This window comes from Bradyrhizobium sp. AZCC 1577 (assembly GCF_036924575.1).
GTDB lineage: Bacteria > Pseudomonadota > Alphaproteobacteria > Rhizobiales > Xanthobacteraceae > Bradyrhizobium.
In genome coordinates this window covers 45087-60356 of sequence record NZ_JAZHRQ010000001.1, presented here as the reverse complement: position 1 = coordinate 60356, position 15270 = coordinate 45087, and the positions used below count along the sequence as shown (strand labels likewise).

Sequence of the window (15270 nt, the reverse complement as noted above, 5' to 3'; positions counted from 1 at the left end):
ATCCATGCGGTGGATTGTAGTTGTCGTTCTCAGCGTCTTCCTTGGCTTTTTCGTCTAGTGTCTCAGGCGTCCAAAGCGACATTGATTTATCTTTACGCACAACTGAGTCCTCCAAGTGGGACGATAGTCGTCCAAACCTAATTGGCTCCTCACCATCCAAAGTTAGGAGACATGAAATTAAGATCGGCCTCTCTCATCTCCAAAAAAGAGCATCAGCCAAACCCTGCCGCACCAGGTGAGAATTCTCTCATGAAAAGCACGCGCCGAACGTTGGACTTAGAAATCCATACCACCCATGCCGCCCATGCCGCCGCCACCCGCAGTCATGCCGGCGCCTGCGTTCTTCTTCGGCACTTCGGCCACCATGGCTTCGGTGGTGATCAGCAGCGCCGCAACGGAAGCCGCGTTCTGGATCGCCACGCGAACCACCTTGGTCGGGTCGATGATGCCCTTGGAGATCAGGTTGACATATTCGCCGGTCTGCGAGTCGAAACCGTAGGAGTACTGGTCCTTCTCCAGGATCTTACCGACGATCACGGAGCCGTCTTCGCCCGCGTTGACCGCGATCTGGCGTGCTGGCGCCGATAGCGCCTTGCGCACGATCTCGACGCCGGTCTTCTGGTCGTCGTTCTTGGTGCGCAGCCCCTTGAGATGCAGGGAGGCACGCAGCAAGGCGACGCCGCCGCCCGGCACGATGCCTTCTTCAACCGCCGCACGGGTCGCATGCATCGCGTCATCCACGCGATCCTTACGCTCCCTCACCTCGACTTCGGTCGCGCCGCCGACGCGGATCACGGCGACGCCGCCCGCGAGCTTGGCCAGACGCTCCTGCAGCTTTTCGCGGTCGTAGTCCGAGGTGGTTTCCTCGATCTGCGCCTTGATCTGCTGCACGCGCGCCTCGATGTCGGCCTTCTTGCCGGCGCCGTTGACGATCGTGGTGTTTTCCTTGTCGATCATCACCTTCTTGGCGCGGCCGAGCATCTGCAGCGTGACGTTCTCGAGCTTGATGCCGAGATCTTCCGAGATCGCCTGACCACCGGTCAGAACCGCGATGTCCTGCAGCATGGCCTTGCGGCGATCGCCGAAGCCCGGAGCCTTGACGGCCGCGACCTTCAGACCGCCACGCAGACGGTTGACGACCAAGGTGGCAAGCGCTTCGCCTTCGACGTCTTCGGCGATGATGACCAGCGGCTTACCGGTCTGCACGATAGCTTCCAGAAGCGGAAGCAGTTCGTTCAGGCTGGAGAGCTTCTTCTCGTAGACGAGAAGATAGACATCATCCATTTCAACGCGCATCTTGTCGCCGTTGGTGACGAAGTAGGGCGAGATATAGCCGCGGTCGAACTGCATGCCTTCGACGACTTCAAGTTCGGTCTCAAGCGACTTGGCTTCCTCAACCGTGATGACGCCCTCGTTGCCAACCTTCTTCATGGCATCGGCCAGAAACTTGCCGATCTCGGCGTCACCGTTGGCGGAGATGGTGCCAACCTGCGAGATCTCGTCGTTCGAGGTGACCTTCTTGGAGTTCTTCTCTAGGTCGGCGACCACGGCTTCCACCGCGAGATCGATACCGCGCTTCAGATCCATCGGGTTCATGCCGGCGGCAACCGCCTTGGCGCCTTCGCGCACTATGGCCGCGGCCAGCACGGTCGCGGTGGTGGTGCCGTCGCCGGCAGCGTCTGCCGCCTTGGAGGCGACTTCGCGCACCATCTGCGCGCCCATGTTCTCGAACTTGTCGTCGAGCTCGATTTCCTTGGCGACGGTGACGCCGTCCTTGGTGATGCGGGGAGCGCCGAACGACTTGTCGAGCACGACGTTGCGGCCCTTCGGGCCGAGCGTGACCTTCACCGCGTTGTTGAGAATTTCGACGCCGCGCAGCATGCGGTCGCGGGCATCAACGCCGAATTTGACTTCCTTGGCTGACATAATGATCTCCGTATTCCCATATCCCAAGGTCCGCGCACCTGGGCGGATTCCTGAGGGATGAGATTTGGATTGCAGGCCCCTTCCTTCGAGACGCCGGCTGCGCCGGCTCCTCAGGACGAGGGAATGGACTAAAGCGCTTAAGCGGCCTTCTTTTTGGCGGCGGGAACGTCAGTGAGAACGCCCATGATGTCGGACTCTTTCATGATCAGGAGCTCTTCACCGTCGATCTTGACCTCGGTGCCCGACCATTTGCCGAACAGCACGCGGTCACCCGCTTTGAGGTCGATCGGGATCAGCTTGCCGGCTTCGTCGCGGCCGCCCGGGCCGACGGCGGTGACTTCGCCCTGCGAGGGCTTTTCCTTGGCACTGTCCGGAATGATGATGCCACCTGCGGTTTTGTCTTCGGCGTCGATGCGCTTGACCACAACGCGATCGTGGAGCGGACGGAACTTCATGCGATCCTCCATGGCTTTGTGATTGTTTCTGGATTGGCAGTCGCAATGAGCGAGTGCAGCCGCTCTCCACATAGGCTTGTAACACTGTGGCGCAAGGGCTCAGCCCACGATGTTTGACTGCTAATTCCATTCCCTTAGTGCCCCGGAGCGGGCAGCAGGGCTCGCAAGCCAGCAGCCGCAGCTCTCGATCGATTGGATCAGGGAAAGCGTGCCCTACCGGACTCCGGAGTTGATGGAGCGATTCCTGTAGGGCATGCGGAAAGCGGGATTGAACGAGACCTGACCGTCGGGGTCAGGAGCAAGCCGCCTCAGCTCGCTTATGCGTCGGTTGGTCTCATCGCATTTCAGAATCTTCATTTCAGCTACGCGATTCTGACATCTCGAGTTGCCAGATAAAGGCTGATCGAACCCACAATTACGGTTAGTAGTCCCAGGAGCGTCCAAACCAAAGGGGAGCCAGTGCCGATCGTGCCAGCGGCAATCCAAATTCCAAAGGCAATGATACCTACCGAGATTAAGAACGAGAATGCGTCATCCATGATGACCTCCAATTGAAGGACCTGCGTTTGCCGGATGGATCGCATGGACAGGTAGAAAGAATGGCAAGGAAGTTAAGGAAATGGGTTGTCCTTAGCCTTCTCCGAGTACGGTAGGCTTTCTCTGGTGGCGAACAACGGTCAGTGGAACGATCGAGGCGCCTCTCGGTGTGTTGAGGCGTCAGCGATTGAATGTCAGATTCGGTGCCATCGTTGCGGAGTTGTCGTCCTGAAAGCCATTAAGCACCACATAACAGCCAAACAGGATGACTGCTAACAAGCAATATACAGAATAGGAAGGCCGTCCGAACCTGTGACCGCTCATTCGCTGGATCCCTAATCTTGGCGACCGACCGCTCAGCTCTTTGTGGCCGTCCTTGAGAGTTCGGCTTCCACGCCGGCTGCGCACGCTTTGGCGAAGGAATAGTCCATACTCGTGGAGGCAACGGTCTTCACGAATTCGCCGATAACGTTGTCCCTTGAATATGAGCCCGCCGCCTTAAACTTGGCGACGGCGCCGTCAGCCGCAGTGAACTGCGCGACGCACATCGGCACCAAGATAGACATCCGACCGCTGCTTTCTGCCATTGCGCTCATAGTTCTGGCAGTGCCGCCGGTGACCCAGCCGCCCCAGATAAATCCGATCGTCATCGCCGCGACAGCGCCGAAAGCGATACCTTGGAGGAAGCGCGTCCGGGCCTCACCCTGCAAGATTGCGGGTATTCTCATGATGGTCTCCTTTGCGCACAAACGCGCGTTCGCAGCCACAGACGCCGCTTGCATCCGCGCTTGGAAAAGCATCTAGCTTAAGAGATTGCGCCTTCCGATGGCACTCTAGCTGCCGCTACGACGACCAGCAGCGACGTCGGACGTCGCCGCTTCATGGACAGCTTCAAGGTGGAGCAACGGCCACCCGGTAGCTGAACGGTAGACTGTTGGTCGGATGCTGTACAGCACGTTCTTGTCTCCAGTCAGTAAACTTCGCAGCCGCCGCTGCATATCACATCACGGTTGCAATCGAACGCGTTCAGGATACCGGGCTCGTTGGGGCGGGCTTCTGGTTGAATTCGCCTCAGTGCGCCCTCGTCAGTGAAGAATGACGCTTCCAGCGCGCTGTCGTGCCCCCAAAACCGCACGGCAGGTCCTGCCCCAAAACAAATTGCGATTCTCCTCGCTATTCGGCAGATAGTCGCTATATCTGAAATATCACCGCGCGCCCCGGGCTATTATCGGTGACTGAGAGCGTTGCGCTCCCGCCTCAACCAAAAAGGCGGTCACATGTCAGATACCCTCAAGTTCGACCTTCGTGATTGGCTGGTGCCTCCGGTGCTGTTGCCGATCTTTTTTGCGCTGCTGATCGCTGCCGCCGTGATTCTTCAGTGGTAGTTCGCCTCAAGTGACATGCCGGCAATGGGAATCCGAGCGCTTAACAGAAAGCAGGAGTCGGAATGGCAAATACGGCGATCATCAGAGACGCGTACGGCGTTCCGGCAATGTTTGTTGATTCGAAAACCGGCAAGGATGATGCCGCCTTTGTCTTTATCAGGGTCGGCGATGAGGAGCGCCGGATGCGGTGGGCCGAATGGAATTCGCTTCCCGCCTGGACTGGCGTTCGTCCGTCCTGGGCCACCAAACACTAATCGACCTGGCAAGGTTGCTATCTGACGCCGGAGTGCCCATGTGATCATTTAGCCCGATGGGACCGCGATAACGGCGCACATCCCGTCGCGACGTCTTAGCCACGCCAATCATATGGACGGTATCGACCAACGGCATGTCGCCTCGACATGCCGTTACGGGTGAGGAAATATCTATGGCCATTGAGCATGCCGCCGTGCAGGTTGCGCGCAAACCGTGGGGGGTTGGCGATCTCCATCCATGGAGCAGCATCGACGTTGCCGGTGACCCGGTTGGAGAGTTGTGGTTTCAGCGCACGCATAAGCATGCACCTATCCCGGCCCTGCTGCTCAAGCTACTGTTCACCAGCGAGCCCTTGTCGATTCAGGTTCATCCGGACGATGGATTTGCCCGCTCAATAGGCTTGCCGAACGGCAAGACTGAAGCCTGGTACATTCTCGCAGCAGTTCCAGGTGCGCGGGTTGCGCTGGGACTGAAGCGGCGGCTCGCGCCACAGGCATTGCGCGCAGCGATCAGGGACGGCTCGATTGCCCATCTCACGCAATGGCGTCCCGTCGCGAAAGGCGACATCATCTTCGTCCCCGCCGGCACGATCCACGCCATTGGCGCCGGTATCGTGCTCGCCGAGATTCAGCAGCGCAGCGACACGACATTCCGTCTGTTTGACTATGGCAGGCAGCGCGAACTGCATGAAGAACGCGCCGTCGCTGTTTCCGACGCCGGGCCGGTTCGGAGCCAATCCGGTTCACGACGCCTCACCGCGGCTCGAACAGCTTTGATCACAAGCCGTCATTTCGTCATTGAGCGGATCGACCTGCCGGCGAATTCGAATTGGGCGCTCAATGCCGATCGGGAAACCTGGATCCTTGTGATCGAGGGTCGGGCGCGGATCGGGTTGACGAGCATGTCGGTTGGTGACGCCGTCTTCATCGAGGGCGATCGAACCGGCATCGAGGTTGGCGCGGACGGCATGAGCGGCCTGATGGCTTATCCGGGACCTGATCCCGTTGCCGCCCTACTGGAGGACGCCGGAGAGCTGAACAAATCTGCCAGCATGTCCGCCGGCCATTCGCAGAAATCAGGCGAGACTGTCGAGGTACAAGCATGACACCGCTTCGCCGCATCGCCGTAATCGGCAATTCGCTACCCCGCCGCTGCGGCATCGCAACCTTCACGACCGACCTGCAGCAGGCGATATCGACGTCACGCCCGAATCTGGAGACCTGCATCGTGGCGATGACCGATAATGGCCAAACCTATGATTATCCCAAGGCAGTCGCTTTTCAGATCCAGGCCGACAAGATCGAGGAATACATCCATGCAGCAGACTTCCTGAATGCCGGCCGGTTCGACGCGGTGTGTCTGCAGCACGAATTCGGAATTTTCGGCGGCGAGGCCGGCGGCCACATTCTCGAACTGATGTCGCGCCTCACCGCGCCGGTCGTGACGACGTTCCACACCGTGCTGGCCAATCCGACCGCCACCCAACGCGCGGTCATGGAACGCATCGTCGATGCGTCGTCGAAGGTAGTGGTGATGGCCAACAAGGGCCGCGAACTGCTGCGCAGCGTCTATCAGGTGCCGGACGACAAGATCGAGGTCATAGCCCACGGCATTCCCGACGCCGCCTTTGTCGAGCCCGATGCGGCGAAGGTCAGGCTCGGATTTGACGGCAAGCCGGTCATCCTGACATTCGGCCTGCTGTCGCCCAACAAGGGCATCGAAGTCATGATCGATGCCATGCCATCGATTCTGAAGCGTCGCGCTGATGCGGTGTATGTCGTGCTCGGCGCAACGCATCCAAATCTGGTTCGAGACCAGGGCGAGGCGTATCGCAACAGACTGATAAGGCGGGTGCGCGAACTTGGCGTCGAAGACCATGTTGTGTTCCTCGACCGGTTCGTCGATCTGCCCACGCTGCTCGAATTCATCTCGATGTGCGACGTCTATGTCACGCCCTACCTCAACGAGGCGCAGATGACGTCGGGGACGTTGGCCTACAGCTTCGGGCTGGGGAAGCCCGTCGTCTCGACGCCTTACTGGCACGCGCGCGAACTGTTGGCCAATGGACGCGGCGTCCTGGTGCCGTTCGGCGATGCGGACACGATCGGCCTGGAAATCGCGGAATTACTCACCGATGACGTTCGCCGGCAGGCGATGTGCCGGCGCGCCTATGCGGTCAGCCGGACCATGACGTGGGAACGCACCGCCGAGCACTACATGTCGGTTTTCGAGAGTGCGTCTCAGGGTCACTGGCTCAAGGTCATCGCGTCCTCAAATGCGGCATCGCCGGAGCCGCGCAGCCCTGCGGCGCCTGATATGCAAATCGGCCATTTTCTGTCGATGTGCGACGATACCGGCCTGTTCCAGCACGCCGTGCATTCGGTGCCCGATCGCTCGCACGGTTACTGCGTCGATGACAACGCCCGCGCGATGCTTTTGGCCTGCGCTCTCAATAATCCGGGCGAGCAACCCCTCTCGGAAGCGTTGACGGCCCGCTTCGCTGCTTTCGTGCAGCATGCATGGAATCCTGATTCCCGGCGGTTTCGCAACTTCATGGGCTTCAATCGAACCTGGCTCGAAGCCAGCGGGTCCGAAGACAGTCACGCGCGAACGCTTTGGGCTCTGGGCGAAACCGCGCGCAGCGACGCAAGCCCGTCGCGGCGCCAGTGGGCTGCCGCCTTGTTCGCCGAGGCTCTGTCGACCGTGGAGACCTTTCGCTCACCCCGGGCGTGGGCGTTCACCCTGCTGGGTTTGGACGCTTATTGCGCCGTGGCTCCGGATGATCTCCACGCCCAGGAGATCCGGCATTCTCTTGCCGACAGGTTGATGTCTTGTTTGGCGTCGGTCGAAACACCGGACTGGGTGTGGTTCGAGGAAGGGTTGGCTTACGACAACGCCCGCCTGCCGCAGGCTCTGCTGATAACAGGCGCGGCGACGCAAACGCCTGAATATATGGAGGCCGGATTGAGGTCTCTGCGCTGGCTGATGACGCGACAAACGACGCCGGCAGGGCATTTCCGCCCCGTCGGCACCGCCGGCTTCGGCGAATTGCGGCAATTCCCCCGCGCCTTCGATCAGCAGCCCGTGGAAGCGACGGCGACGATCGCTGCCTGCCTCACGGCATGGCGGGCGGACGGCGATGCTGAGTGGAAAGCGGTTGCGACCCGCGCGTTCACCTGGTTTCTCGGCAGCAACGACCTGTCGGTGGCGCTGGTCGATCTGCACACCGGCAGTTGCCGCGATGGACTGCACCCCGATCGCGCCAATGAAAATCGCGGCGGCGAGTCGGTGGTGTGCTATCTGCTTGGGCTTGCGGAGATTCGCCAGCTTGCGCGCGTCAACGCCGGCCTGACCAAACCCACGGCACTCCGCGCCGTGGGTGCCTGAATTTTGCCTCCTGCTCAAGCGATCGAGGACACCGTGTCACAGGCCATCTTCCTGAACCGGCAGGCGCTTTATTTGCGTCCCGATCCCGCGCGGGTGATCGTGCGCCCGTTCAAGCCGGCGACTGAACCTCGCGATCTCAACCCGACCGACAAGACGCGTGCAAATCATATCGTCGACCGGGTTCTTGCCCTCGACTCCGAAGCCGTTGCCTCCCAGCTCGCGGACGTTCTTGAAAATTTCCTGGGCCGACACCGGAACCTGCTGGAGAGGTTTGAGGCCCGCGCAGAAGAAATGGAGGACGCTTTCGCCACGCATGGAATCTTCTCGAAGATCCAGCGCCAGCTCATTGGCGCCTATTTTCTCAATGAGTATTCGTTCGAAGCCTCTGCCTTGTTCAACCCCAGCATAGTGCCGCACCCCGACCAATCGGACGCGCCGAAAGGCGGCCTGCGCTTCATCCTCAGCCTCCGCGCCATCGGCGAAGGGCATGTATCGTCACTGACGTTTCGATCCGGCACATTCGCAGCCGACGGCAGCGTGACCGTTGATCCGACGGCGCGCCTTGCCTCGAGTCCCCGGATTTGCCATCGCGTATCCGGACCGGACGGCGACCATGTCGAATTGGTCTTCAAGCCCGAGGAAGACCTCAGCGAGCGCGTCATCTTTCCGGTCACCGCCTCCCAATCGAACGGGATTGAGGACGCCCGCTTTGTCGAATTCAGCGATGGCGGCCGAAAAACCTACTACGCGACCTATACCGCCTATAGCGGGCGAGCGATCCGTTCCGAATTGATTGAGACCCGCGATTTCATGTCGTTCCGGTTGGCGCCCTTGAGGGGCGCCGCGGCACGCAACAAGGGCATGGCGCTGTTTCCGCGCAAGATCGGCGGCAGATACGCCATGATCGCGAGACAGGACAATGAGAACCTCTACCTGATCTATTCCGACGACCTGTACACATGGGGCGGCGGTCAGGCCATTCTGAAACCGGAATTTCCCTGGGAGTTCGTTCAGATCGGCAATTGCGGATCGCCTATCGAGCTCGATGAAGGCTGGCTGCTGCTGACGCATGGCGTCGGCCCGGTGCGCAAATACTCGATCGGGGCGGCGTTGCTCGACAAGAACGACCCCTCGAAGGTGTTGACCCGCTCGCGCGAGCCGTTGCTGCGGCCCGAGCCATCGGAGCGCGAGGGATACGTCCCCAACGTCGTCTATACCTGCGGAGCGATGCGGCACAACGACCAGATCATTCTGCCATACGCGGTGTCGGACACCTTCTCCAATTTCGCGACCATCAAGATTTCGGCGCTGATGCAGGCGATGAAAAGTTGACCGCCGCCTGCCCGGCGCCAATTCGTCCGTTGAAAGGTCAGGGAGCCTGAATGAGCGAGCGACTTGAAACGCTGAAGAAAGCCCGTGAGCGCATGATCGAGGACAGGGACGCGCATGCGAAGGTGCTGGCCGCTCCTTTCGACCGGGATAAAGCCGAGCGGGCACGCAACAGTTCATCGAGATTCAGACGCTGGTCGATGCGCTGGATCGCGCCATCCGTGGAGAGGAAGTCATTTCGCCAAGAGGCTGAGCGGCGGCAGCGAGGCGCTGCATCAACTAATGCATGGCTATTTGTGGACAATGGGCGCACAGTTGCGCAATGCGAGTCTTCAGGTCGCGCTGAACGAACTTCCCGGTTCAAGCCCTGGATCCCACAGCGCGAGATGAATGCAGGCTTGGCGCCATGTCCTTTCGGGCGTCGGCTAGACTTTGAAAGGGCGAGGTGATGCCTACGCTATCGAAACTCCTGCTTGAGAATGGGTTACCCAATCTTCCGGTGTTGCTGATCGAGCCGCATCGCAACCACGGGGGAATCTGGCGCATCAAATTCAGCTATGAAACGGGCGAACCGTTCTCCATGGCTGCGACCCAGGCATCGATCATGGTTTCCCGTCTGCATGAGATCGGGGAAGTCGAACTGGCCGAAGAAATCGACGGCGCGATAAGAGTTGCGACACGCTACGCGACATTGTGAAATTCGGCGTGCAATGACGGCGTCATCATCATCCCAAAGGAGATCGACATGGCCAAGGGCGAGCAAAAAGGAAATCGGGAAGCCAAGAAGCCCAAGAAAGAGAAGATCAAGACGATAGCTGCGGCCCCAAGCCAAAAGGCCGCGGGAGGGCAACCGGGTTTCTCGTCCGGCAAGAAGAAATAGCAACGAAAGCGTCGACGTAGGGCGATACGTTGGACTGACGCGTTCGAGCGTGCGCAAAAGCGCGCTCCCGCAGGGCTGCACGATTCGGTGGCGCTGATTGGCCAATTGCTGGCGCGGCCTGCGCTTCGCGGATACGGCCTGTTCTAATGGCGGCTATAGGCTGGGTGATACCACAAGGAAATCGGATGAAAATAACGCTCGCCGTATTGACGCTCTGCGCATGCGCGCAAGGCGCTCTCGCCGCTGGACCGGAATGCCGCACGATCGAAAGCACGAGTGGGCGACTTGCCTGCTACGATGCGGCGTCTCCTCCGAGAATACAAAAGCCTGCTGCGGTCGAAAGCGACGCGTCGCGGCCGCCCTACAAGGACCCCTTCATCGCGGAAGACGCCCGAACCACTGCTAAGCTAAAGGGTATCTGCCGCGGCTGTTGAAGATTGATGCTTTCCAGCTATGTCCGAGCGTTGCAGCAGGCCCGCTGTCAAGGGACTGAACGGGTAGCGACGCTTCTTGGTGCCCCTGCCGGAACGAGCCCGGTACTTCTTGCAGAACCCGATTTGGAGTCGCGCACGTCGACCGGTCCGCCACGGGCCGCGCTTCCGTCCGCTGTGTCTGCAAAGACTTCGAGGCGTGCACCAGGTTGTCTTCCGCGACGGCAACGGCCGCAAGATATCCGGCATCCTCGGCCGGATGGATCTGCAAGCTACTGTTTTTCAGGGCCACCTCGATCGAGTCCACGCGTATGTAAACGGCGCTGATTTCCTGCGCCAGCCCAGGCAATCCAGGCGATAATCTGTGAGCTTTAAGGCTGCAATTGGCACTTTTCGGACCTGCCGAAGCGGCCTGGCGATGTCAGTCTAATCGGCGGGTTTTTCTTTGTAATGCGGCTCGCCACGGTTTTCCGCAGTCTGCTCAGCATCTCCGGGCTCTTTTCCCGCCATATTGCCAGGATTGAAGTGGTACTTACCTTCTGGGTTCTCGCCGGGCTGCTTCTCATTCGGGTTTTTGTTGTTGGCCATTAGGCATTCCTTTCGAAAGAGTAACAAAGCTGAACGGGACTCAAGTCGCTAAGTTCCAACGATCGTTGCAATGGCCTGCTTTGATTTGTCGAGTGGCTATTTCGGCCATCGGCCGAGTGCGGATTTCCGCTTGTGGCACGTTTGAGACATGCCGACTGGTTCTAAAGATGTCCGATTATCGAGCTGGACCAGAAGTGGCTCGGACCTCATCAAAGCAACGCGATTGACTCGGAACGGACTTTCCTCGGCCTATCGACTTGACCGGATGCAACGCGTCGACGCTAACTAGCGAGGAGAACGACGTGTCTGTTGCGCAGCAGGGCTGGTCATGTGTTACGACCATCACACGCGCTGTTGAGGCGTCGCCGCTCAACAGCTAATGGCCACGTTGTCGCTTGCGCAAGTGAGGGCGTCGAACAGCCAACCTGCATCAAGGGTTCAGATCCTCAGTGGTCACTACAACACCGCGGTCAGAGTGCCCCTCCCGCTGCAACTTCGCGAGAGCGAGATGTTCGATCTCGGCTCGGTGCCTTACAAAGATAGCGATGAGCTGTGCATAGCCTGCGTCCTTTCTGCTCATACGCTCTCTGTTCAGAAGGGCAGTCTCCGTTACCCGGCACTTTTCGATTTTGCCGCCGTACTCCACAACGAAATGGACGTAATCGCCGCCAGCAACAACCATGAGAATGGTCCTCAGACGGGGGTGAGACTAACATATGGTGGTTTGTCCGGCCCCCTACAAGCGAGGACTGCAGGAGCGCATTAATCTGCCAGCGCCCATCTTCCATAGACCGACGCGATAAGGGTTTGGGTTATGGCCACGCCCGCGCGCGTCGGCCGAATTAGCTCGCGTTTGAGATCCCTGGAGCGTATACTCTGACAATCACCGCTCCGCCTCCTGGGCATTACCGGTGACAGAGAGTGTTGCGCTCCCGCCTGTTCGAGGGAAGCATCATGCCCCAATCTCAACGCCTCTCGTCCGTCATTCCATTCGCTGCAATTGAGCGCCCCGCCTGTCCGAAGTGCAAGGCCCAGATGATGCTCGTTAGCATCGAGCCAGCACGCACCCGGGGCGTCGACTTGCAAACGTTTGAATGCGCTGTCTGCAACCAGGTACTTACGAGCTTTGCCGCGTTTGAAGACCCCACGAAGTCCAAGGGCCTTGGACGCTGGCTTCAAGGTGATTTGCACTCACCGAAGTAAGGCCCGCCGGCGTGAACCGGCGGATCGGGCGGCGCGGGACTAGCTCGCGCCCTCGTTGTCAGATCTCCTCGGTTTCAGCCTCCGGCTGGCTGCGGTAGGCGTCTCGGAGCCACAGGCGATTGGGGGAAGCGTCCGCGCTAAACGCGCGCGAGCGGCCGGGCTTCCCCAGCGGCTCAAGCGTTGCGTAGCGATGTGTTGCGACGCGCAGCGTCGCGTGGCGGAACGTTACGATGCGCCGAGGCGCGTCGCGTTGCCTACCGTGATGTCGATAAGTCCTACGCGTCTTATCGACGACCCCAACATGGTGCAGTCGCGAGGCGACTACAAGACAGCGCGGCTGCCATAAAACGTGCGCCATCTGTTTGTGATGCCATCTCTTTATGATCGTGCCTAAGAAGGCCGCAACTGCCGTAACGAGATGTAACAAAACCATGTAATATAATAGACAGGCGCGTCGTTTTTCGATTGCGATGCCTGCCTCGTCCGAGCCGGTCATCCTCATCAGCGCCGACCTATTCGAGGAGATTGAGTACGCAACTATCCTCGAACGAAGGAGAACAACCCGTTTGTCGCAGTCGCCTAATCGACAACAGAAAATCGAATCTTCAAAGCCTCGGCATTGTCCGGGGCATTTGCTTATAGCCTTCTCAGTGGCGCTCGCCTCGTCGTAAGAAATGCAAGCGCGCATGTCGCCTATTGGCACCTTTGAGACATGCCCGCCTATCCTGACGATGTCCGTTTCCAAGGGAAAACCGGAAGTAGTCGGCCGACGACCAAAATGACGCGATTGACCCGCAGCGGACTCGAATCACTTATGGGTGCGCGACGCGTCCAACCGAATGTGGGGCTGAGTGTTTAGCCGTTCGCAACCCCTCGGCGCGCGACGAGCACGTTATTGATGCATTGCAATACCGTTTCACGCTTTTGATTGCGCAGATGCATCTGATTTCTGACAATACCTCTGTCAGGGTTCGACTTCGACTCGCGCTTCTCCAGGATGGCTACTTCGAGATTGAGTTCGTCTCCCGGGCGCACGGGGATGGGCAGCCTGAGTTCATCCCAACCGAGCCCAGCAATGATACGAAGCGAGTATGGCTGCGTCTTGCTCAACAAGGATATAAGTATCGCGAAGGTGTGGGCGCCCGAGGCCGTCAACCCCGCGAAGACGGATCGTGCGGCAGCTTCCTCGTCTGTGTGGAAGGGCTGGGGATCATACTTTCTGGCAAACTCAACGATTTCCTCGCTCGAGACGAGGTAGGGGCCAGCCGTACGCAGTTGGCCGATCTCGGCCTCGTCGAAGTACAGACTGGACATAAATGTGCTCCCAACGTTAACCGGGGCTGACTGTGATGTGTGTATCCGTTCAAAAGCGCGATGTCAGCGAGTCAGCTTCTGACCCCGGAACGGACAACGAGGCTCACAGTTTGCGTTGCCTGGCGTTCCAGTGCTTTTCGAGATTGATTATGAGCTGATCGCTGAGGTGACAGAACGCTTGCTCGAAATGCGTATGTCGTCAGGTATCTGCGGAATGCTTCCAGCGGCTCGGTTTGCTGGCGGATCGCCTTGCGGTTGGCACCAGGGCTGACGACACCCGATCCGATCGCATTTTCCACGCAGCGTGAGACCGCGAGGTCCATTTTGTCCGATGGCACCACTTCATTGGCGATCAGGCGCCCCTCCGGCGTGTCGGCGTGAAACACGCGGTCGAACAAGATCGCCTCGCGCGCCAGCCGCTCGCCGACAAAGCGTGGCAATCGCATATTTGCGGTGCCGGGCAGGAAGCCTTCCTTGCGCGCGGGCAGATTGAAGTAAGAGCCAGCCTCGGCGATGACATAGTCGACGACGAGCAGAAGCTGGCAGCCTCCGCCGATCGCGAATTTATCGACGGCCGCAACCCATAGCTTCTCCAGCGTGCGCTCCGGCTCTTCGAGCGGCGCATCCAGGCGGTCGGGCTCATGTTCGACGAGCACGCCACGGTAGAGCTTGCTGTGCAACCCCATACTGCGGAAAAGGAACGAGAGATAGCTCAGCTTTCCCTGGTAGATGCGCGTCAGATTCATTCCCGATGAAAACACGCGCTGGCCCCGGTACTTCGGATGATCTACCACGCTGCCGCGCAGGACGCCGATTTTCACTTCAGGATGCAGCAGAGTCAGATCTGTCGCGATCTCGAGCGGACCCACTACGGTGTCGTCTTCGGAGTTGAGGTACCGTTCGTTATGGATGGTCACGTGACTCGCGCTGCCCTGCACCTCGACGCGCGCGGTACCCAAATCGGCGCGGCCTGTCGCGATGAACTGCGGCAGCAGCTCAAGGGATTCTGCTCGGGGGCGCAGCATGGAGCGTATCAGGTGATGCCCCGCCTGCCGGTCGGCCAGGATCTGGCTGACGAACAGGCCCTGGTGAATCTCGAGGCCGTCCTTATCTGCCTGCATGTGGTTGCCCTCGGCGGTGATCTCTGCCTGGGTAGGCAGAATGTCAGGCCAGCGCGCGGCGGCCTCCCACAGAATCGCATCGACGCGCATCGACCGCGCGCCCTCCTGGGTCAGGTCGCGGTACATCGGCACGGCATGGCGGCGGAAAAATCGCCACACAGCATCGGCCGTCAGATGGACGATCGCCTCGCCGCCCGCCTTTTGCACCGGGGTCCGCTGCGAGCGTAGCGGCAATCGCGCCAACAGCGCGCGGCCGCTGCGGATCGCGGCGCGCAAATCGGCGGCAGCGAGGGTTGCGACAGCGTGGTTACGGGTGATCAGAAACGCTTCGGTCTCGGCGCGTGGCAACGCGGCAGCGAGCACCTGGGAATGCTGTTCGCGGGGGATTGAAAGCATTGGACACCTTGGAATGACGCAGGAGTGGAAGTGTAGGACGAAGATGCATCCTGCGAAACGAGA

Annotated in this window: 15 protein-coding genes and 1 pseudogene; 7 read left to right on the top strand and 9 right to left on the bottom strand. The window is 59.7% G+C overall.

Translation table 11 applies throughout. From position 1 onward, the window contains the following. Nucleotides 1-276: 276 nt before the first annotated feature. From groL to V1278_RS00220, 5 genes are all read right to left on the bottom strand, one after another. The gene (gene groL / locus V1278_RS00240) at nt 277-1926 is read right to left on the bottom strand and encodes a chaperonin GroEL (RefSeq protein ID WP_334379260.1); all 1650 of its coding nucleotides are present in this window, start codon (nt 1924-1926) and stop codon (nt 277-279) included. Between the two features lie 137 nt (nt 1927-2063). Further along, nucleotides 2064-2381 (bottom strand): co-chaperone GroES, encoded by a 318-nt coding sequence (locus V1278_RS00235; RefSeq protein WP_334379259.1) that lies wholly within the window; start codon nt 2379-2381, stop codon nt 2064-2066. Between the two features lie 362 nt (nt 2382-2743). Further along, nucleotides 2744-2920, bottom strand: a complete 177-nt coding sequence (locus V1278_RS00230) for a hypothetical protein (protein WP_334367229.1) — start codon at nt 2918-2920, stop codon at nt 2744-2746. 354 nt (nt 2921-3274) lie between these two features. Beyond that, complete coding sequence (locus V1278_RS00225; RefSeq protein WP_334379258.1) at nt 3275-3685, bottom strand: hypothetical protein; 411 nt, start codon at nt 3683-3685, stop codon at nt 3275-3277. 203 nt (nt 3686-3888) lie between these two features. Continuing rightward, nucleotides 3889-4053 (bottom strand): DUF1488 family protein, encoded by a 165-nt coding sequence (locus V1278_RS00220; protein WP_334367227.1) that lies wholly within the window; start codon nt 4051-4053, stop codon nt 3889-3891. A 312-nt stretch (nt 4054-4365) separates the two neighbouring features. Here V1278_RS00220 and V1278_RS00215 point away from each other — a divergent pair, with 312 nt between their 5' ends. From V1278_RS00215 to V1278_RS00185, 7 genes and pseudogenes are all read left to right on the top strand, one after another. Beyond that, a complete protein-coding gene (locus tag V1278_RS00215; RefSeq protein WP_334367226.1) occupies nt 4366-4557 on the top strand; it encodes a hypothetical protein in 192 nt (63 codons plus the stop codon). 173 nt (nt 4558-4730) lie between these two features. After that, nucleotides 4731-5663, top strand: a complete 933-nt coding sequence (locus V1278_RS00210; protein WP_334379257.1) for a class I mannose-6-phosphate isomerase — start codon at nt 4731-4733, stop codon at nt 5661-5663. After that, nucleotides 5660-7945 carry a glycosyltransferase family 4 protein gene (locus V1278_RS00205; protein WP_334379256.1) on the top strand — a complete coding sequence of 762 codons (2286 nt, stop codon included), beginning with the start codon at nt 5660-5662 and terminating at the stop codon, nt 7943-7945. The genes V1278_RS00210 and V1278_RS00205 overlap by 4 nt, the downstream gene beginning before the upstream one ends. A gap of 33 nt (nt 7946-7978) precedes the next feature. Then, on the top strand, nt 7979-9277 hold the full coding sequence (locus V1278_RS00200) for a glycoside hydrolase family 130 protein (protein ID WP_334367223.1): 1299 nt from the start codon (nt 7979-7981) through the stop codon (nt 9275-9277). A 50-nt stretch (nt 9278-9327) separates the two neighbouring features. Next, a pseudogene (locus V1278_RS00195) lies at nt 9328-9527 on the top strand (hypothetical protein). Nucleotides 9528-9722: 195 nt separating this feature from the next. After that, entirely contained in the window at nt 9723-9971 is a 249-nt protein-coding gene (locus tag V1278_RS00190) for a hypothetical protein (protein ID WP_334367222.1), read from the top strand. Between the two features lie 48 nt (nt 9972-10019). Then, nucleotides 10020-10154 carry a hypothetical protein gene (locus V1278_RS00185; RefSeq protein ID WP_334379255.1) on the top strand — a complete coding sequence of 45 codons (135 nt, stop codon included), beginning with the start codon at nt 10020-10022 and terminating at the stop codon, nt 10152-10154. Between the two features lie 857 nt (nt 10155-11011). Here V1278_RS00185 and V1278_RS00180 read toward each other — a convergent pair. From V1278_RS00180 to V1278_RS00165, 4 genes are all read right to left on the bottom strand, one after another. Further along, nucleotides 11012-11173 carry a hypothetical protein gene (locus V1278_RS00180; RefSeq protein WP_334379253.1) on the bottom strand — a complete coding sequence of 54 codons (162 nt, stop codon included), beginning with the start codon at nt 11171-11173 and terminating at the stop codon, nt 11012-11014. 430 nt (nt 11174-11603) lie between these two features. Then, nucleotides 11604-11855: a DUF1488 family protein gene (locus V1278_RS00175; RefSeq protein ID WP_214493926.1), complete on the bottom strand. Its 252-nt coding sequence runs from the start codon at nt 11853-11855 to the stop codon at nt 11604-11606. A gap of 1376 nt (nt 11856-13231) precedes the next feature. Then, nucleotides 13232-13690 carry a MaoC family dehydratase gene (locus V1278_RS00170; RefSeq protein ID WP_334379252.1) on the bottom strand — a complete coding sequence of 153 codons (459 nt, stop codon included), beginning with the start codon at nt 13688-13690 and terminating at the stop codon, nt 13232-13234. Between the two features lie 71 nt (nt 13691-13761). After that, nucleotides 13762-15174: an enoyl-CoA hydratase/isomerase family protein gene (locus V1278_RS00165; RefSeq protein ID WP_334379250.1), complete on the bottom strand. Its 1413-nt coding sequence runs from the start codon at nt 15172-15174 to the stop codon at nt 13762-13764. Between the last annotated feature and the right edge of the window lie 96 nt (nt 15175-15270).